General features: G+C 52.5%; 18 protein-coding genes and 1 other annotated feature. Of the genes, 16 read left to right on the top strand and 2 right to left on the bottom strand.

The features are described 5' to 3' along the window. The first annotated feature begins 211 nt into the window (after positions 1 to 211). The 15 genes from thrS to PSSD_RS17570 all read left to right on the top strand — a co-directional run bounded on the left by thrS (position 212) and on the right by PSSD_RS17570 (position 13,522). Entirely contained in the window at positions 212 to 2,140 is a 1,929-nt protein-coding gene (gene thrS / locus PSSD_RS17635) for a threonine--tRNA ligase (RefSeq protein ID WP_039335731.1), read from the top strand. Between the two features lie 4 nt (positions 2,141 to 2,144). Further along, the gene (infC, locus tag PSSD_RS17630; protein WP_039335733.1) at positions 2,145 to 2,696 is read left to right on the top strand and encodes a translation initiation factor IF-3; all 552 of its coding nucleotides are present in this window, start codon (positions 2,145 to 2,147) and stop codon (positions 2,694 to 2,696) included. A 99-nt stretch (positions 2,697 to 2,795) separates the two neighbouring features. Further along, positions 2,796 to 2,993, top strand: coding sequence for a 50S ribosomal protein L35 (rpmI, locus tag PSSD_RS17625; RefSeq protein ID WP_006118955.1), 198 nt, complete (start codon positions 2,796 to 2,798; stop codon positions 2,991 to 2,993). A gap of 82 nt (positions 2,994 to 3,075) precedes the next feature. Continuing rightward, positions 3,076 to 3,432, top strand: a complete 357-nt coding sequence (gene rplT / locus PSSD_RS17620; RefSeq protein WP_007892678.1) for a 50S ribosomal protein L20 — start codon at positions 3,076 to 3,078, stop codon at positions 3,430 to 3,432. 115 nt (positions 3,433 to 3,547) lie between these two features. Next, positions 3,548 to 3,672: a sequence feature (Phe leader region), on the top strand. Next, positions 3,553 to 3,687 carry a hypothetical protein gene (locus PSSD_RS28380; protein WP_268810642.1) on the top strand — a complete coding sequence of 45 codons (135 nt, stop codon included), beginning with the start codon at positions 3,553 to 3,555 and terminating at the stop codon, positions 3,685 to 3,687. It overlaps the preceding feature by 120 nt. 56 nt (positions 3,688 to 3,743) lie before the next feature. Further along, the gene (gene pheS / locus PSSD_RS17615) at positions 3,744 to 4,727 is read left to right on the top strand and encodes a phenylalanine--tRNA ligase subunit alpha (RefSeq protein ID WP_039335741.1); all 984 of its coding nucleotides are present in this window, start codon (positions 3,744 to 3,746) and stop codon (positions 4,725 to 4,727) included. A gap of 14 nt (positions 4,728 to 4,741) precedes the next feature. Further along, complete coding sequence (gene pheT / locus PSSD_RS17610; RefSeq protein ID WP_058973122.1) at positions 4,742 to 7,129, top strand: phenylalanine--tRNA ligase subunit beta; 2,388 nt, start codon at positions 4,742 to 4,744, stop codon at positions 7,127 to 7,129. A 4-nt stretch (positions 7,130 to 7,133) separates the two neighbouring features. Then, entirely contained in the window at positions 7,134 to 7,436 is a 303-nt protein-coding gene (ihfA, locus tag PSSD_RS17605) for an integration host factor subunit alpha (protein ID WP_007892687.1), read from the top strand. Positions 7,437 to 7,628: 192 nt separating this feature from the next. Further along, positions 7,629 to 7,991: a DUF2502 domain-containing protein gene (locus PSSD_RS17600; protein ID WP_058973121.1), complete on the top strand. Its 363-nt coding sequence runs from the start codon at positions 7,629 to 7,631 to the stop codon at positions 7,989 to 7,991. A gap of 88 nt (positions 7,992 to 8,079) precedes the next feature. After that, the gene (gene btuC / locus PSSD_RS17595) at positions 8,080 to 9,063 is read left to right on the top strand and encodes a vitamin B12 ABC transporter permease BtuC (RefSeq protein WP_058973120.1); all 984 of its coding nucleotides are present in this window, start codon (positions 8,080 to 8,082) and stop codon (positions 9,061 to 9,063) included. Positions 9,064 to 9,102: 39 nt separating this feature from the next. Beyond that, on the top strand, positions 9,103 to 9,648 hold the full coding sequence (locus PSSD_RS17590; protein WP_058973119.1) for a glutathione peroxidase: 546 nt from the start codon (positions 9,103 to 9,105) through the stop codon (positions 9,646 to 9,648). Next, the gene (btuD, locus tag PSSD_RS17585) at positions 9,649 to 10,395 is read left to right on the top strand and encodes a vitamin B12 ABC transporter ATP-binding protein BtuD (protein WP_058973118.1); all 747 of its coding nucleotides are present in this window, start codon (positions 9,649 to 9,651) and stop codon (positions 10,393 to 10,395) included. A gap of 69 nt (positions 10,396 to 10,464) precedes the next feature. Then, a complete protein-coding gene (locus tag PSSD_RS17580; RefSeq protein ID WP_039335754.1) occupies positions 10,465 to 10,926 on the top strand; it encodes an NlpC/P60 family protein in 462 nt (153 codons plus the stop codon). A 312-nt stretch (positions 10,927 to 11,238) separates the two neighbouring features. Then, positions 11,239 to 11,982 carry an EAL domain-containing protein gene (locus PSSD_RS17575; protein WP_058973131.1) on the top strand — a complete coding sequence of 248 codons (744 nt, stop codon included), beginning with the start codon at positions 11,239 to 11,241 and terminating at the stop codon, positions 11,980 to 11,982. Between the two features lie 100 nt (positions 11,983 to 12,082). Then, entirely contained in the window at positions 12,083 to 13,522 is a 1,440-nt protein-coding gene (locus PSSD_RS17570) for a protein adenylyltransferase SelO (RefSeq protein WP_058973117.1), read from the top strand. A gap of 5 nt (positions 13,523 to 13,527) precedes the next feature. Here PSSD_RS17570 and PSSD_RS17565 read toward each other — a convergent pair whose 3' ends face one another. Together PSSD_RS17565 and ppsR are read right to left on the bottom strand one after the other, a co-directional pair. Beyond that, entirely contained in the window at positions 13,528 to 14,574 is a 1,047-nt protein-coding gene (locus PSSD_RS17565; protein WP_039335758.1) for a 3-deoxy-7-phosphoheptulonate synthase, read from the bottom strand. 149 nt (positions 14,575 to 14,723) lie between these two features. Next, complete coding sequence (gene ppsR / locus PSSD_RS17560; RefSeq protein ID WP_058973116.1) at positions 14,724 to 15,557, bottom strand: posphoenolpyruvate synthetase regulatory kinase/phosphorylase PpsR; 834 nt, start codon at positions 15,555 to 15,557, stop codon at positions 14,724 to 14,726. 446 nt (positions 15,558 to 16,003) lie between these two features. On the opposite strand from ppsR, the gene ppsA reads away from it, so the two are divergent. Continuing rightward, on the top strand, positions 16,004 to 18,333 hold a 2,330-nt coding region (ppsA, locus tag PSSD_RS17555), incomplete at its 3' end, for a phosphoenolpyruvate synthase (protein WP_058973115.1).

Raw genomic sequence — 18,333 nt, 5'->3', positions numbered from 1 at the left:
CTGTGCCGCGTAGCGGTTTTTTTATCTCTCTTTGGCTTAGCGCATTTTTGATGGGTTTTGCTGGCGAGTGAAAGCTGCTATTATCTCCGGCGCTTTACACTCCTGGCGTCATTCCGACAATGTGGGTCTGACATTACGCCGGGCTACTCAAACGAAACTGAATCTTGCATGTAGGCTTTCGTGTGGCTTACCACTGCAATAAGGATATGAAATGCCAGTAATTACTCTTCCTGATGGCAGCCAGCGCGTTTTTGACCGTCCGGTCAGCGTGATGGATATCGCTCTGGATATCGGTCCGGGTTTGGCGAAAGCCTGTATTGCCGGCCGCGTAAATGGCGAATTGGTGGATGCGGTTGATCCGATCACCGAAGATGCTCAGGTGGCAATTATCACCGCCAAAGATGAAGCCGGTCTGGAAATTATTCGTCACTCTTGCGCGCACCTGTTAGGTCATGCAATCAAGCAGCTGTGGCCGAATACCAAAATGGCGATTGGTCCGGTGATCGATAACGGCTTCTATTATGATGTCGATCTCGAACACACCCTGACGCAGGAAGATCTTGAGCTGCTGGAAAAGCGCATGCACCAGCTGGCTGAGACAAATTACGATGTCGTGAAGAAAAAGGTGAGCTGGCAGGAAGCACGTGATGTGTTTGCTGAGCGTGGCGAAAGTTACAAAACCACCATTCTTGATGAAAACATCAGTCACGATGATCAACCTGGTTTGTATCATCATGAAGAATACATCGACATGTGCCGCGGTCCGCACGTGCCGAATATGCGTTTCTGCCATCACTTCAAACTGCAGAAAATCTCCGGTGCTTACTGGCGCGGCAACAGCGATAACAAAATGCTGCAGCGTATTTACGGTACAGCGTGGGGCGATAAGAAGCAGCTGGCTGCCTATCTGCAGCGTCTGGAAGAAGCGGCGAAGCGCGATCACCGTAAAATCGGTAAGCAGCTTGACCTGTATCATATGCAGGAAGAAGCGCCAGGCATGGTGTTCTGGCACAACGACGGCTGGACTATCTTCCGTGAACTGGAAGTGTTTGTCCGTACCAAGCTGAAAGAGTACGACTACCAGGAAGTGAAAGGTCCGTTCATGATGGACCGCGTGCTGTGGGAAAAAACCGGCCACTGGGAAAACTACAAAGAGGCGATGTTCACCACTTCTTCTGAGAACCGTGAATATTGCATCAAGCCGATGAACTGCCCAGGACACGTGCAGATCTTTAATCAGGGTCTGAAATCTTACCGTGACCTGCCGCTGCGCATGGCAGAGTTTGGTAGCTGTCACCGTAACGAACCATCAGGTGCCTTACACGGCCTGATGCGTGTTCGTGGCTTTACCCAGGATGATGCTCACGTCTTCTGTACCGAAGATCAGGTACGTGATGAAGTGAACAGCTGTATCCGCATGGTGTACGACATGTACAGCACCTTCGGTTTTGAAAAAATCGTGGTGAAATTGTCTACCCGTCCGGAAAAACGCATCGGTACCGACGAAATGTGGGACCGTGCGGAAGTCGATTTAGCAGAAGCGCTGAAGGAAAACGAAATTCCGTTTGAATATCAGCCAGGAGAAGGCGCCTTCTACGGCCCGAAAATCGAGTTTACCCTGTACGATTGCCTCGACCGCGCATGGCAGTGTGGCACCGTTCAGCTAGACTTCTCCCTGCCAAAACGTCTGGACGCCACTTATGTGGGTGAAAACAACGATCGCCAGACACCGGTAATGATCCACCGTGCAATTCTGGGGTCCATGGAGCGCTTTATTGGCATCCTGACCGAAGAGTTCGCAGGATTCTTCCCGACCTGGCTGGCACCCGTGCAGGCTGTAGTGATGAATATCACCGACAGCCAGGCAGATTATGTCAGCGAATTGACAAAGAAATTGCAGAAAGCAGGCATTCGTGTCAAAGCAGACTTGAGAAACGAGAAGATAGGCTTTAAAATCCGCGAGCACACATTACGTCGCGTCCCTTATATGCTGGTTTGCGGTGAGAAAGAGGTGGAAGCAGGCAAAGTTGCTGTTCGCACCCGCCGTGGTAAAGACCTCGGGAGCATGGACGTAGATGTGTTTGTTGAGAAGCTGCAACAAGAGATTCGCAGCCGACATCTTCACCAATTAGAGGAATAAGGTTATTAAAGGCGGAAAACGAGTACAACCGACGCGTCCGAACCGTATCAACGGCGAAATCCGTGCTACCGAAGTGCGCTTAACTGGCGTAGACGGCGAGCAACTTGGCATCGTTTCATTGCGCGAAGCAATTGAGAAAGCCGAAGAAGCTGGCGTAGATTTAGTTGAAATCAGCCCGAACGCTGAACCGCCGGTTTGCCGTATTATGGATTACGGCAAGTTCCTTTATGAAAAGAGTAAGTCTTCTAAGGAACAGAAGAAGAAGCAGAAAGTTATCCAGGTTAAGGAAATTAAATTCCGTCCTGGTACCGATGATGGCGACTATCAGGTCAAACTACGCAACCTGATTCGCTTTCTGGAAGAGGGCGATAAAGCCAAAATCACGCTGCGTTTCCGCGGTCGTGAGATGGCGCACCAGCAGATCGGTATGGAAGTGCTTAACCGCGTCCGTAAAGACCTGTGTGATGATTTAGATCTGGCGATTGTCGAATCCTTCCCTTCGAAGATCGAAGGTCGTCAGATGATCATGGTGCTCGCACCGAAGAAGAAACAGTAGGCCTTCAAGTAATAAACCCGCGCAGCGTTCGCGCTGTGCGGAATTTTATTCGCCTGTCTGGTTCATTTTATTAACAATGCGAAGTGGATATTTGTAAAAATGCCAAAGATTAAAACTGTCCGTGGCGCGGCTAAGCGCTTCAAGAAGACCGCTTCTGGCGGCTTCAAGCGTAAGCACGCGAACCTGCGTCATATTCTGACTAAGAAGTCTACCAAGCGTAAACGTCACCTGCGTCCGAAAGGCATGGTGTCTAAAGGCGATCTGGGCCTGGTTGTTGCCTGCCTGCCATACGCATAAGTAAACTTTTTATAAATCTGCCCGAACACTTTGCGTATTGCAGGGAATAGGGCGTCACAGAATATGATATAGGAGAGCTCACATGGCTCGCGTAAAACGTGGTGTAATTGCTCGCGCACGTCACAAGAAAATCTTAAAACAAGCTAAAGGCTACTACGGTGCACGTTCACGTGTTTACCGCGTTGCTTTCCAGGCTGTTATCAAAGCTGGTCAGTATGCTTACCGTGACCGTCGTCAACGTAAGCGTCAGTTCCGTCAACTGTGGATCGCGCGTATCAACGCAGCGGCTCGTCAGAACGGTATCTCTTACAGCCGTTTCATCAATGGCCTGAAAAAAGCCTCTATTGAAATCGACCGTAAGATTCTGGCAGACATCGCAGTATTCGACAAAGTGACCTTCACGGCACTGGTTGAAAAAGCGAAATCAGCTCTGGCGTAAGTCAGGTGAAAAAGGGAGCTTGCTCCCTTTTTTATTGTCTGCAACTCACGCAAATGATTGACATTTTAACCGCTGGGCTTTTCAATAGTGCGGTTTCTATCAAGACAAGGTAACGCAAGCATGCACGCTGCTATTTTCCGTTTCTTTTTTACTTTAGCACCTGAAAATCAGGGGCTTTTGCGCATAAGAAAAGAAACGAAAAATCGCGCTGAAAGCCTCCCCCGTGGAGGCTTTTTTGTTTCTGGCGACACTTAATCGGATCGCAGGATCCTAACAAGAACTGACCAGCCCGGCTGGAAGAAGAGGAAATCATGTCCCAACTCGCAGACCTGGTGGCCCGTGCCACGGCCGCTATCGACGAGGCGTCGGATATCGCCGCCCTGGACGCCGTGCGCGTCGAATTTCTGGGTAAAAAAGGGCACCTGACGCTGCAGATGACCACCCTGCGCGAACTGCCAGCAGAAGACCGTCCAGCGGCAGGCGCGGTGATCAACGAAGCCAAGCAGCAGGTGCAGGACCGTCTTAACGAGCGTAAAAACACGCTGGAAAGTGCTGAACTGAATGCGCGTCTTGCTGCAGAAACCATTGATGTTTCACTGCCGGGTCGTCGTATTGAGAACGGCGGCCTGCATCCGGTCACCCGCACTATCGACCGTATTGAAAACTTCTTTGGCGAGTTAGGCTTTGCGGTGGTAACCGGCCCGGAAATCGAAGATGACTACCACAACTTCGACGCCTTGAACATTCCTGGACATCACCCAGCGCGTGCCGACCATGACACCTTCTGGTTTGATGCCACGCGCCTGCTGCGTACTCAAACGTCGGGCGTGCAGATTCGCACCATGAAAAACCAACAACCGCCGATTCGCATTATTGCGCCAGGCCGCGTTTATCGTAACGATTACGATCAAACGCACACCCCAATGTTCCATCAGATGGAAGGTCTGATTGTTGATAAAGACATCAGCTTCACCAACCTGAAAGGCACGCTGCACGATTTCCTGAACAACTTCTTTGAAGAAGACCTGCAGATTCGCTTCCGTCCTTCTTACTTCCCGTTCACCGAACCCTCCGCTGAAGTGGATGTGATGGGTAAAAACGGCAAGTGGCTGGAAGTCTTGGGCTGCGGCATGGTGCATCCAAATGTTCTGCGCAATGTCGGCATTGACCCGGAAGTCTACTCTGGCTTTGCCTTCGGTATGGGTATGGAGCGTCTTACCATGCTGCGCTATGGCGTTAACGATCTGCGCGCCTTCTTCGAAAATGATTTACGTTTCCTCAAACAATTTAAATAAGGGCAGGTTATCCAATGAAATTCAGTGAACTCTGGTTACGCGAATGGGTAAATCCAGCCCTGGACAGCGCTGCGCTGTCTGAGCAAATCACCATGGCGGGCCTGGAAGTGGACGGTGTTGATCCGGTTGCCGGCGCGTTCCATGGCGTTGTGGTGGGTGAAGTGGTGGACTGCGGCCAGCACCCGAACGCCGACAAACTGCGCGTCACCAAAATCAATGTAGGCGGCGATCGCCTGCTGGACATCGTCTGTGGCGCGCCAAACTGCCGTCAGGGTCTGAAAGTGGCAGTCGCCACCGTGGGCGCTGTGCTGCCAGGTGATTTCAAAATCAAAGCGGCAAAACTGCGCGGTGAGCCTTCAGAAGGCATGCTGTGCTCTTTCTCTGAGCTGGGAATTTCCGACGATCACAGTGGCATCATTGAGCTGCCAGCGGATGCACCAATCGGGACTGACATCCGTAGCTATCTGCAGTTGGATGACAACACCATCGAAATCAGCGTAACGCCAAACCGTGCAGATTGCCTCGGTATTATCGGTATCGCGCGCGACGTGGCGGTGGTTAACGGCTTGCCGTTGACGGAGCCCACTATTGAACCCGTTAACGCGACCATTTCTGACACCTTCCCCATTCGTGTAGATGCCACAGATGCTTGCCCACGTTATCTCGGCCGCGTAGTAAAAGGCATCAACGTGCAGGCGGCAACGCCACTGTGGATGCGTGAAAAACTGCGTCGCTGCGGTATTCGTTCAATCGACCCGGTTGTGGATATCACCAACTACGTTCTGTTGGAACTCGGCCAGCCTATGCACGCCTTTGACCTCGACCGCATTGATGGCGGCATCGTGGTGCGCATGGCGGAAGAGGGCGAAGTGCTGACGCTGTTGGATGGCACCGAAGCTAAACTCAGCAGCGACACGCTGGTGATTGCGGACCATCAGAAAGCGCTGGCGATGGGCGGTATTTTTGGTGGTGAGCACTCAGGTGTGAACGATCAGACCCAAAACGTGCTGTTCGAGTGCGCCTTCTTTGAACCGCTGGCGATCACCGGCCGTGCCCGTCGTCAGGGTCTGCATACCGATGCTTCACACCGTTACGAGCGTGGTGTCGATCCTGCGCTGCAGTTCAAAGCGATTGAACGCGCGACTCAGCTGCTGCTGGACATCTGTGGCGGTGAAGCGGGTCCAGTTATCGATCAAACTGACGCCAGCAAATTGCCTGAGCGTGCCACCATCACGCTGCGTCGTGAAAAGCTGGACCGCCTGATTGGTCACGTGATTGCCGATGAGCAGGTCACCGACATTCTGACGCGTCTGGGTTGTGAAGTGACCGTGGGCAACGGCGAGTGGAAAGCCGTCGCACCAAGCTGGCGCTTTGACATGGCTATCGAGGAAGATCTGGTTGAAGAAGTGGCGCGTGTCTACGGCTACAACAACATTCCTGATGTGCCGGTGAAAGCCAGCCTGATCATGACACAGCATCGCGAAGCGGATTTATCCCTGAAACGTGCGCGCAGCTTGCTGGTGGATAAAGGCTATCAGGAAGCCATTACTTATAGCTTCGTTGATCCGAAAGTGCAGCAGCTGCTGCATCCAGGTGAAGAAGCGCTGATTCTGCCAAGCCCGATTTCCAGTGATATGTCCGCGATGCGTTTGTCACTGTGGACCGGTCTGCTAGGGGCTGTGGTGTACAACCAGAACCGTCAGCAAGGCCGTGTACGCCTGTTTGAGAGCGGTTTGCGCTTTGTTCCTGATACTCAGGCCGATCTTGGTATTCGCCAGGATCTTATGCTGGCGGGCGTGCTGAGCGGTAATCGCTACGAAGAGCATTGGGATCTGGCGCGTCAGGCGGTTGACTTCTATGATTTAAAAGGCGATTTAGAATCGCTGCTGGATTTGACCGGTAAACTTGATGAGATTTCTTTCCGTGCAGAGGCCAATCCGGCGCTGCATCCAGGACAGAGCGCTGCAATTTATTTACGTGGCGAACGAATCGGATTTATCGGGGTGGTTCATCCGGAGCTGGAACGTAAGCTGGATCTCAACGGCCGCACCTTAGTGTTTGAACTGCTTTGGAATAAGGTCGCAGACCGCGTCCTGCCTGACGCGCGCGAGATTTCACGCTTCCCAGCAAACCGTCGTGATATCGCTGTGGTAGTGGCTGAAAACGTGCCCGCAGCAGATATCATCGCGGAGTGTAAGAAAGTTGGCGTAAATCAGGTAGTTGGCGTAAACTTGTTTGACGTGTACCGTGGTAAGGGCGTAAACGAGGGCGAAAAGAGCCTTGCGATTAGCCTGATTTTGCAGGATACCAGCCGGACACTCGAAGAAGAGGAGATTGCCGCGACCGTTGCCAAATGCGTTGCGGCATTAAAAGAGCGATTCCAGGCAACCTTGAGGGATTGAACCTATGGCGCTTACAAAAGCTGAAATGTCAGAGTACCTGTTTGAAAAACTCGGGTTGAGCAAACGCGATGCCAAAGAGTTGGTTGAGCTCTTCTTTGAAGAAGTTCGCCGTGCGTTAGAAAACGGAGAACAGGTTAAACTGTCCGGATTTGGTAACTTTGATCTGCGTGACAAAAACCAACGTCCGGGCCGTAACCCGAAGACGGGAGAAGATATTCCAATCACTGCCCGCCGGGTGGTGACATTCCGTCCGGGGCAGAAGTTGAAAAGTCGCGTCGAGAACGCGACACCGAAGGACGCTGACTAATTTCAGTATGACAAAAAGGCCGCTTAGCGGCCTTTTTTATTGGCTGAAAAACAGGTGATCTACGCAATCTTTCCATATTGTCAGGATTTCGTAAGTATCCGGAAAATAGGATGAAAATCGGCACTCGCCGATAGTGACTGGCTCATTTCATTTGTTATAACAGCGCCATCACATTACAAGAGGTTTTCGCTGATGAAAAAGACAGCACTTTTATTAAGCATCCTGTTAGGAATGCCGCTGCTGGCCAGTGCCAATGTTTCTGTCAACATCAACACCCCAGGGGTATCGATTCATATCGGTGACCAGGATAAACGTGGCTACTACTGGGATGGTTATGACTGGCGTGCGCCTACGTGGTGGAAACAGCATCATAACCAACGTGTTGGTATGAAAGGTCCACACGGTTACTGGAACGGTAACGGCTGGCAGTCACAGCACCCGGGCAATGCGCCGCGTCATGACAACAAACCACAGCCTCGTCAGCAGCACAATGACCCGCGTGATAATCACAATCAGCATGATGATCACGGTCAACCGATTCCTCCGCGTCACTAAGTCTCCTCAGCGGCACCTTCAGGTGCCGCTTTCTTTTTGCCACAATCCCACTACAATCAAATCTCTGTTTTCTCAGCCAATCTTATCTATGACTCTGCTGGACCAGCTTGCCCGACAGGCCGACCGCCGCAGCCAGCGTTGGCTGATGCTACTCAGTGCCGCTGTGCTGCTTCTGTTCATCATTAGCCTGTGTGCTGGTGATAGCTGGATCCCCCCCACACAATGGTTTAGCGCGTCGAACGACCTCTTCGTCTGGCAACTGCGTTTGCCGCGCACCCTGGCTGTATTGCTGGTGGGTGCCGCGCTGGCGGTGAGTGGCGTGGTGATGCAGGCGCTGTTTAATAATCCGCTGGCAGAACCCGGCCTGCTGGGCGTGTCCAATGGTGCGGGAATCGGTTTAGTGCTGGGGGTGATGCTGGGTAATGGCTCGTTGTGGAGTCTGGCGTTGGCCGCGATGGCGGGCGCGTTATTCATCACCCTCATTCTGCTGCATTTTGCTTACCGTCAGCTATCGGCTACTCGCCTGCTGCTGACGGGCGTGGCGCTCGGCATTATCTGTAGCGCCATCATGACGTGGGCGGTGTACTTTAGCACCAGCCTCGATCTGCGCCAGCTGATGTACTGGATGATGGGCGGCTTCAGCGGCATTGACTGGCGTTACGGCTGGATGATGCTGGCACTTTTGCCGGTCACGTTACTGCTCATCGCTACCGCGCGTCCTCTCAATTTACTGGCACTGGGAGAGACCTCAGCACGTCAGCTGGGTTTACCGCTGCTGCTGTGGCGCAATCTGTTAGTGCTGGCAATGGGATGGCTGGTGGGGGCCAGTGTGGCGATGGCCGGCGCAATCGGTTTTGTCGGACTGGTGATCCCACATTTGCTTCGGCTGAGTGGCTTGAGTGATCATCGTTATCTGTTACCGGCATCCGCTCTGGCTGGTGCCGCGGTGTTGCTGGGGGCGGATATTATCGCGCGCCTGGTGCTGACCTCCGCGGAATTACCGATTGGTGTGGTGACCGCCACGCTGGGAGCACCACTATTTATTGTGCTATTAGTGAAGTCTTCGCGCTAGCTGCGGCTGGCATCTTGGGTTCAACAACAGGAATCGACAATGAGTATCTATCAAACTGATCTGGTTACACTGGATGGCGAAAAAACCACGTTGGCGCAGTATCAGGATAAAGTCTTGCTGGTGGTTAACGTGGCGTCTAAATGTGGTCTGACGGCGCAGTATGAGCAGCTTGAGTCCTTACAAAAAGCCTGGCAGAACAAAGATTTCAGTGTGCTCGGTTTTCCGTGCAACCAGTTCCTTGAGCAGGAACCTGGCAGTAATGAAGAGATCAAAACGTTCTGCAGCACCACTTATGGTGTGACCTTCCCGATGTTCGATAAAACCGACGTCAACGGGGCGAATCGCCATCCCCTGTATGCGCAACTGACTGCGGCTCAGCCAGAGGCCCAGCGTCCGGAAGGCAGCGGTTTCCTGGAACGTATGGTGAGCAAAGGCCGTGCGCCGAAAGCGGAGGGCGATATTCTGTGGAACTTCGAGAAATTCCTGATCAACAAGCAGGGCAAAGTAATTGCGCGTTTCTCACCGGATATGACGCCAGACGATCCGATTATCCTGAAACGCGTTGAGCAGGCATTGGCCGAGTAAATGCTGTTGCAGTGCGAGGGAGTGAGCGTCGCAGGGCGACTGACTCCCGTCGACCTGACTCTGAATGCCGGCTCTCTGGTTCACCTGGTTGGGCCGAATGGCGCGGGCAAAAGCACGCTGTTAAGTGTGCTCTCAGGGTTGCTGCCGGCCAAGGGACGGATTCGGATCGCCGGTCAGCAGCTTGATACCTTAAGTGGGGCTGCGTTGGCGCAGTTACGCGCGTGGTTGCCTCAGCAGCAGTTGGCATTAGGGTCGATGCCGGTTTGGCACTTTCTGCGGCTACATTGCTCATCGGCGTCTCCCCAGGCAGATGCCACGCTGTCGGATGTTCTCACTCAGCTCAGCTTGCAACACAAACTGACCTGCAACTTGACACAGCTTTCGGGTGGTGAATGGCAGCGTGTACGGCTGGCCGCGGTCGTATTACAGATTCATCCGTTGCTCAATCCACGCGGGAAGTTGCTGATTCTGGATGAGCCAATGACCGCGCTGGACGTCGCGCAACAGCGTGCGGTGGATAAGTTACTGAGCAGCCTTTGCCACGCAGGCATCGCCATCATCGCCAGTGGCCACGACCTCAATCATAGCCTGCGCCATGCGGATATTGTGTGGTTAATGCATCAAGGAAGTGTGGTGAGCCAGGGTGGCGCACGGGAAGTATTGACTGCCGAACAACTGGCACCGCTGTATCAGACACACTTCGAGCAAATCGACACTGCGCAAGGTCCGCTGCTGTTTATCCCTTGAATGTCGTTGCCTGAACGGCAGATTTACCGCTAAAGTGTCTGCCGGGCGACGGATTTAAGGATTATTCTGATGCGACTTACGGTTTTTATTCTGGTTCTGCTGTTGGCAGGCTGTAGCAGCCATCGTGCACCGCCGCCGAATGGTCGCCTGTCTGATTCGATTACCGTTATTGCCCAACTCAACGAGCAACTCACACATTGGCGGGGAACGCCTTATCGATACGGCGGGTTAAGCCGCGGTGGGGTGGATTGCTCGGGCTTTGTTTATCTGACTTTCCGTGATCAATTTGCCATGCAGTTGCCGCGTTCCACGATTGATCAAACCGATATTGGCACGCGAATCGACAAAAGTGACCTGCTACCCGGCGATCTGGTGTTCTTCAAGACCGGCAGCGGTGAAAATGGCCTGCACGTCGGTATTTATGATACCGATAACACCTTTATTCATGCCTCTACCAGTCAGGGTGTAATCCGTTCCTCACTGGACAATGTTTATTGGCGCAAAGTATTTTGGCAAGCGCGTCGCATCTGATTGAGTACCATACTAGGTAATAATGCCATAAAAGGCGCGTGGTTTTATGCACTATTAATTGTGATGGCAAAGCCTGACTTAACTCTCATTTAAAATGGAACTTTAAATAGCCTTTCTTCAATAATAAAAAGAGTGCTAAGTTTATTTAATCGGTAAGGATATTAACCCCGGTTATTTGGCTTAAGTATTATCTCAGGCTTAAAACCGCTTAATCAGGCATAAAAACAGCGTCTCTTCAAACGTTTGGTCCTATTGCCTGGTGGTTTTCATTGATATACGATGCGCCAATTGCCACTGCTTCTGGCTGTAGAAATGAAAGTCCATTTATCTGCCGACTATCAGTCGGAAACCTGGTTTTATCCAGTTTACTCTCTGGCGGGCCAGCTGACTTCGGTTGAGCTGGTGACGCAATTCGTCCACGACAGCGCACCTATTACGCTGCCGCAGGATTTGTTGTTGCCGCAGTTAGACGATGCGCAGCAATTACGCTTACTGCAGAGCCAGCTTTCATTGCTGGAAAAGTACCGTGACTTTTTTGAGTTACATCAAATTACCGCCTTGGTACGTATTGATGATTCCATGGCCACAACGCTATTGGAAAGCGAATTTCTGTTAAGGAAATTTAAACAACTTTCATTTATTATTCTGGATGTCAGCGAAACGTTTCCCCAATTAGCCAAGGGAAAAGCGCAGCCGCTTTTAGCTTCCTTACAGCAAGAATTCCGTTTATCACTCTCGCAGTTTGGGGCGGGAAAAGCGCCTGCAACCGCAGTCTATGATAATCTGTTTAACGTATTGAAACTGGATAAGGTCTTTATTCAGGGGCTTGCAAAACGTGCATCTTTTACACCTTTTATGCAAACGATGATTGATACGTTTTCCGATTTCGCCGACCAGATAATTATATGTGGCGTCGACGATGGCCTGCTGCTGGAGAAAGTTAGCCAGTTAAATGGTGCGCAACTGCAAGGAAATTTGTTCCCGGTTGTTAAAGCGGAACGGTTAAGCGATCTTATTTATCCTGATGTGAGCTTGCATACACCCTCAAAGCAGTAATCCTTTCACCTGTTCTCCACCTCGTGTCAGCGTTACACTAAACCTCACTTCGATACACTCAATGTCGGTGCGTTGCACACATGCATCTACTGGAGTATTAATGCAATTTATCAATAGCTGGCAGCAAGAGTTGCCGGGCTTTTACACCGCGCTGGCCCCGACCCCCTTAGCAGGTGGGCGCTTGTTTTATCACAATGCGCCGCTGGCGGCTGAAATGGGGCTGGAGCCAAACCTGTTTCAAGGCGAAGGCCATGGCGTATGGAGCGGTCGTGAATTACTGCCGGGTATGGCACCGCTGGCTCAGGTCTACAGTGGCCATCAGTTTGGCGTCTGGGCCGGACAGTTAGGTGATGGTCGAGGTATTTTGCTGGGCGAACAGCAGCTGGAAAATGGGCGCAAACTCGACTGGCACCTCAAAGGCGCGGGACTCACTCCTTACTCACGCATGGGCGATGGCCGCGCGGTCATCCGCTCCAGCGTGCGTGAATTTCTGGCTTCCGAAGCATTGCACCACCTTGGTATTCCCACCACGCGTGCCCTGGCACTGGCGATTGGTGAAGAGCCAGTGTTGCGTGAAACCCAAGAGCGCGGCGCCATGCTGATGCGCATCGCGGAGAGCCACCTGCGCTTCGGCCATTTCGAACACTTCTATTATGGTGGTGAACAGGAGAAGGTGCGCCAACTGGCGGATTATGCCATTCACCATCACTGGCCGCAGTTACGCGATCAGGCTGACCGCTATCAGCTTTGGTTCAGCGACATCGTCAAACGTACCGCGAGCCTGATCGCTCACTGGCAGAGTGTCGGCTTTGCACACGGCGTGATGAACACCGACAACATGTCGATTCTTGGATTAACACTGGATTACGGTCCTTACGGCTTCCTGGACGATTACCAGCCCGATTTCATCTGCAATCACAGTGATTATCAAGGCCGCTATGCGTTTGAGAACCAGCCGATGATTGGGCTGTGGAACCTCAACCGTCTGGCGCATGCTCTGTCAGGGTTAATGACCACGGATCAGCTCAAACAGGCGCTGAGTCAATATGAAACCGAACTGATGCGGGTTTGGGGTGAGAAGATGCGTGCCAAGCTGGGGCTGTTAACCGCGGATGCGAATGACAACGCCATTCTCACCTCGCTGCTGGCGTTGATGACGCAAGAACACAGTGATTATACGCTGACGTTCCGTTTGTTAAGCGATACGCAACAGCAGGAGAGCCGTTCACCGCTGCGCGATGAGTTTATCGATCGTGAGGCGTTTGATCGCTGGTATGACACTTATCGCCAACGACTGCTGCAAGATGAAACGACGGATGAACAGCGTCAAACGGTAATGAAAGCCGCTAATCCCGCGCTGGTATTGCGTAATTATCTGGCTCAGCAGGTTATCGAAGAGGTCGAGAAAGGGGAAACTGCGGCGTTGGAAACCTTGCATCTGGCATTGCAGCAGCCGTTTAGTGATGCAGCCGTTAGCGCGCAGTTGCGCCAACGGCCACCCGAGTGGGGCAAAACGCTGGAAGTGAGTTGCTCCAGCTAAATTAATTAGAAACGGCTGTCTACCGCGGCAGCCAGTTTCTCCAGCACTTCTTCACTATCCTCCCAGCCAAGGCAGGGATCGGTAATGGACTGCCCGTAAGTTAAGGGTTCACCGCCCACCACCTTCTGGTTACCTTCCTGCAGGAAACTCTCAATCATCACACCCGCAACAGCACGTGAACCCTGGCGAATCTGCGCGGCGATGTCATCCGCGACGTCGCGCTGGCGGCGATGCTGCTTCAGGCAATTACCGTGGCTGAAGTCGATAATCAACTGCTCAGGCAAGTTGAAATCACGCAGGTTCGCTGCTGCTGCCGCCACATCTTCAGCATGGTAATTGGGCTGCTTACCGCCACGCAGGATCACATGGCCGTGCGGATTGCCGCTGGTCTGGTAAATCGTCATCTGGCCATGTTTATCCGGCGAGAGGAACATATGGCTGGCGCGAGAAGCGCGAATCGCATCTACAGCGATCTGCACGTTGCCATCGGTACCGTTCTTGAAACCCACCGGGCAGGAGAGTGCCGAGGCCATTTCACGGTGGATCTGACTTTCCGTGGTGCGTGCGCCAATAGCGCCCCAGCTGATCAGGTCGGCAATAAACTGGCCGATCACCATATCGAGGAATTCGGTGGCGGTCGGCATACCCAGTGCATTGATATCCAGCAGCAGTTTGCGGGCGATAGCGATGCCGCGATTCACGTCAAAACTGCCGTCGAGATCGGGGTCAGAGATCAAACCTTTCCAACCCACCACAGTGCGCGGCTTCTCAAAATAGGCGCGCATCACGATTTCAAGGCGATCTTTGTAGCGCTCACGCAAGAGATTCAGGCGTTCGGCGTATTCAATCGCCGCTTTGGGATCGTGCAATGAGCACGGACCGATAATCACCAGCAGGCGCGGGTCTTCACCCGTCAGGATACGGGCAATGCGCTGGCGCGCAGCGGTGACGTTAGCGGCAATCTCCGCCGAAATAGGGTGTTCTTGCGCGAGGGCCGCTGGCGTTAGCAGGCTGCCGATGCGCGCAGTACGCAGTTCATCAGTCTTGTTCATTGGGACTCTCAAAATTCTGTTCTTCGCAGCGGTGAAATACCGGGAAGTGATGGTGGTCACAATAAACCAATAGCTCGCGAATTCAACCCGCTAAAAAGAAAGGAAAGTTAATCAAGACGGAAGCCAGGCTTTACGGCCTGGCTTACACGCTAATACATGCTGCGGCGCAGCCCCATAATGTCGAGGATTTTGGTGGCAATCTCCTCGACCGAATAGTTTGTACTGTTGAGGTAGCGAATTTGATGGGTACGGAACAACGCTTCGACTTCACCCACTTCAAGGCGGCACTGACGCATTGACGCATACCGGGTATTTTCGGCGCGCTCCTGACGGATCGCCGCCAGGCGCTCGGGATCGATGGTTAATCCAAAGAGCTTATGCTGATGTGCGCGTAATGCGGGGGGTAATTTTAGATTATCCATGTCATCCGCGATAAACGGGTAGTTTGCCGCCCGCACACCAAACTGCATCGCCAGATAGAGGCTGGTCGGCGTTTTGCCACAGCGCGAGACGCCAAGCAGAATGACCTGTGCATCTTCCAGACCGCGCAGAGAAATACCGTCGTCGTGTGCCAGGGTGTAATCAATTGCGGCGATACGCGCATCATATTTGCCCAGATTGCTGGCAGTCAGCCCGTGAGTACGATGCGCCACGGGCATCGAAGCCACACCGAGTTCGCTTTGTAACGGGGCGACCAGCGCTTGCACAATATCCTGGCAGAAGCCCTCACTCTCCAGAATGATCTCGCGGACGTCAGGCGTCACAATTGAGAAAAATACTAACGGACGCACGCCACTCTGCTGGTACAAGGCATTAATCTGCGCTTTAACCGCCTGCGCGCGCTGGACATTCTCAACAAACGGCAGGGTGACACTGGTAGTGTTGACGGGAAATTGTGAGAGCACTGCGTGCCCCAAAACTTCAGCGGTAATGGCGGTGCCATCTGAAATGTAGAACACACTGCGTTCAGTGCTCATGGGCAAGCAATCCTCTCATTTACTTTTACATAACAATCTCACTGCCAATATTTCATTTTAATTCAAAGTAAAATGAAATATCCATACCAGTGGCGGTCACATCACACAAGGCTGTTCTTCAAAAGGGTAATATTAGATGAAATGCTGTTTTGAAAAACGCTATTTACTCGCATTTTCCATTTAATCTGGGAAATAAAGTCTGATGCTGTTGCGCAACGAAAAGCAATCTCTAACCCTCTGAAAAAAGTGAAAAATATCACTGTAGCCATTTGCGGCCGGTTAATAAGCCTGTTGCGCAACTCGATTTATGACGGGTACTAATCCGATTTTGCGTTTCTTTTTCTGCTTTAACGATTCAACACTTAGTCTTTATTTATTGATTGTGCCAGGCTGTTTCGGCGAATAGCAAATTGTTCCATGTGCTCCAATCATTTAAATGAAGGATAATCTCAATGTCCAATCAAGACCAACAGTCGCTAGTGCTCTGGTACAACCAGCTTGGCATGCATGATGTTGATCGGGTGGGGGGCAAGAATGCTTCCCTGGGAGAAATGATTACGAACTTGTCGTCTCTGGGCGTATCCGTGCCAAACGGTTATGCGACGACATCTTACGCTTTTAATCTGTTTCTCGACCAAAGCGGACTGAACCAGCGTATTTATGATTTGCTGGACATTACGGATATTGATGATGTGGAAGAGCTGGCGAAAGCTGGCAAACAAATTCGTCAATGGGTTGTTGATACGCCATTCTTGCCTGAACTGGAAGAGGCGATACGAACAGCCTATGAGCAGCTCTCTTCTGATGACCCCGACGCTTCGTTTGCGGTGCGTTCTTCTGCAACGGCGGAAGATATGCCCGATGCCTCGTTCGCCGGTCAACAAGAGACATTCCTCAACGTGCAGGGATTTGACGCGGTGCTGGTGGCCGTGAAGCACGTTTATGCTTCTTTGTTTAACGACCGTGCGATCTCCTATCGTGTGCATCAAGGCTACGACCATCGCGGTGTGGCGTTGTCGGCCGGGATTCAGCGCATGGTGCGATCGGACCTCGCTTCATCGGGGGTGATGTTCACCATAGATACCGAGTCCGGTTTCGACCAGGTGGTGTTTATCACCTCGGCGTTCGGTCTGGGTGAGATGGTGGTGCAGGGCGCGGTTAACCCAGACGAATTTTACGTGCATAAACCGACGCTGGCGGCTAACCGCCCGGCGATTGTACGCCGAACCATGGGCTCGAAAAAAATTCGCATGGTGTATGCCGATTCCCAAGAGCATGGGGAGCAGGTGCGGATTGAAGATGTCGATCAAGAACAGCGTGACCGCTTCAGCCTGACCGATGACGAAGTGCAAGATCTGGCGCGTCAGGCGGTGTTGATTGAGCAGCACTACAAACGCCCAATGGACATTGAGTGGGCAAAAGATGGTCACACCGGCAAGCTGTTTATCGTGCAGGCCCGTCCGGAGACTGTCCGTTCCAATGGTCAGGTGATGGAACGCTACACCTTGCAGGGCAAAGGCAAAGTGCTGGTCGAAGGCCGAGCCATCGGACATCGTATTGGCGCGGGTGAAGTGAAGGTGATTCACGATATCAGCGAAATGCATCGTATCGAGAAAGGTGACGTGCTGGTGACCGACATGACGGACCCGGATTGGGAGCCGATCATGAAGAAAGCCTCAGCGATTGTTACCAACCGTGGTGGGCGTACTTGCCATGCCGCGATCATCGCACGTGAACTGGGTATTCCTGCGGTGGTGGGATGTGGCGATGCGACAGATCATCTCAAAGATGGCCATAAGGTGACGGTCACTTGTGCGGAGGGCGACACCGGCTACGTTTACCAGGATCTGCTGGACTTTGAAGTCACCAGCTCACAAGTGGATACCATGCCCGATCTGCCGCTCAAGATCATGATGAACGTCGGTAACCCCGATCGTGCATTTGATTTTGCTTGCCTGCCTAATGAGGGGGTCGGGCTGGCGCGTCTGGAGTTCATCATCAACCGTATGATCGGCGTGCATCCAAAAGCGCTGCTGGAATTTGACCAGCAGACGCCAGAGATTCAGCAGCAGATTCGTCAGATGATGAAAGGTTTTGACGATCCGGTTGAATTCTATATTGCGCGTTTGACCGAGGGAATTGCCACGCTGGGTGCGGCCTTTGCGCCAAAACGCGTTATCGTGCGTCTCTCTGACTTCAAATCCAACGAATACGCTAACCTCGTGGGGGGTGAGCGTTATGAACCTGAAGAAGAGAACCCGATGCTGGGCTTCCGTGGGGCGGGTCGCTATGTGGCGGACAGCTTCCGTGACTGTTTCGCGTTAGAGTGCGCTGCAGTGAAACGGGTGCGTAACGAGATGGGTCTGACTAACGTCGAAATTATGATTCCGTTTGTGCGTACCGTAGACCAGGCTGCCGCCGTTGTGGAAGAGCTTGGCAAGCAGGGTCTGAAACGTGGCGAGAATGGCCTGAAGGTGATCATGATGTGCGAGATCCCTTCTAATGCCTTGCTGGCGGAACAGTTCCTGCAGTATTTCGACGGCTTCTCTATCGGTTCGAACGATATGACCCAGCTGGCTCTGGGGCTGGATCGTGATTCCGGCGTGGTGTCTGCGCTGTTTGATGAGCGTAACGAGGCGGTTAAAGCGCTGCTGTCGATGTCGATTCAGGCCGCGAAGAAGCAGGGTAAGTACGTCGGTATCTGTGGGCAGGGGCCGTCAGATCATGAGGACTTTGCCGCCTGGTTGATGGAGCAGGGCATTGATAGCCTGTCACTCAATCC

The organism is Type-D symbiont of Plautia stali (assembly GCF_001485335.1).
Lineage (GTDB): Bacteria > Pseudomonadota > Gammaproteobacteria > Enterobacterales > Enterobacteriaceae > Pantoea > Pantoea vagans_C.
This window is presented reverse-complemented; position numbering and strand designations above follow the sequence as displayed.

Bases quoted from the DNA above. Each gene is read 5' to 3' on its own strand.
- thrS (WP_039335731.1), top strand. From the start codon at position 212: ATGCCAGTAATTACTCTTCCTGATGGCAGCCAGCGCGTTTTTGACCGT.
- rpmI (WP_006118955.1), top strand. From the start codon at position 2,796: ATGCCAAAGATTAAAACTGTCCGTGGCGCGGCTAAGCGCTTCAAGAAG.
- rplT (WP_007892678.1), top strand. From the start codon at position 3,076: ATGGCTCGCGTAAAACGTGGTGTAATTGCTCGCGCACGTCACAAGAAA.
- PSSD_RS28380 (WP_268810642.1), top strand. From the start codon at position 3,553: ATGCACGCTGCTATTTTCCGTTTCTTTTTTACTTTAGCACCTGAAAAT.
- pheS (WP_039335741.1), top strand. From the start codon at position 3,744: ATGTCCCAACTCGCAGACCTGGTGGCCCGTGCCACGGCCGCTATCGAC.
- pheT (WP_058973122.1), top strand. From the start codon at position 4,742: ATGAAATTCAGTGAACTCTGGTTACGCGAATGGGTAAATCCAGCCCTG.
- ihfA (WP_007892687.1), top strand. From the start codon at position 7,134: ATGGCGCTTACAAAAGCTGAAATGTCAGAGTACCTGTTTGAAAAACTC.
- PSSD_RS17600 (WP_058973121.1), top strand. From the start codon at position 7,629: ATGAAAAAGACAGCACTTTTATTAAGCATCCTGTTAGGAATGCCGCTG.
- btuC (WP_058973120.1), top strand. From the start codon at position 8,080: ATGACTCTGCTGGACCAGCTTGCCCGACAGGCCGACCGCCGCAGCCAG.
- PSSD_RS17590 (WP_058973119.1), top strand. From the start codon at position 9,103: ATGAGTATCTATCAAACTGATCTGGTTACACTGGATGGCGAAAAAACC.
- btuD (WP_058973118.1), top strand. From the start codon at position 9,649: ATGCTGTTGCAGTGCGAGGGAGTGAGCGTCGCAGGGCGACTGACTCCC.
- PSSD_RS17580 (WP_039335754.1), top strand. From the start codon at position 10,465: ATGCGACTTACGGTTTTTATTCTGGTTCTGCTGTTGGCAGGCTGTAGC.
- PSSD_RS17575 (WP_058973131.1), top strand. From the start codon at position 11,239: ATGAAAGTCCATTTATCTGCCGACTATCAGTCGGAAACCTGGTTTTAT.
- PSSD_RS17570 (WP_058973117.1), top strand. From the start codon at position 12,083: ATGCAATTTATCAATAGCTGGCAGCAAGAGTTGCCGGGCTTTTACACC.
- PSSD_RS17565 (WP_039335758.1), bottom strand. From the start codon at position 14,574: ATGAACAAGACTGATGAACTGCGTACTGCGCGCATCGGCAGCCTGCTA.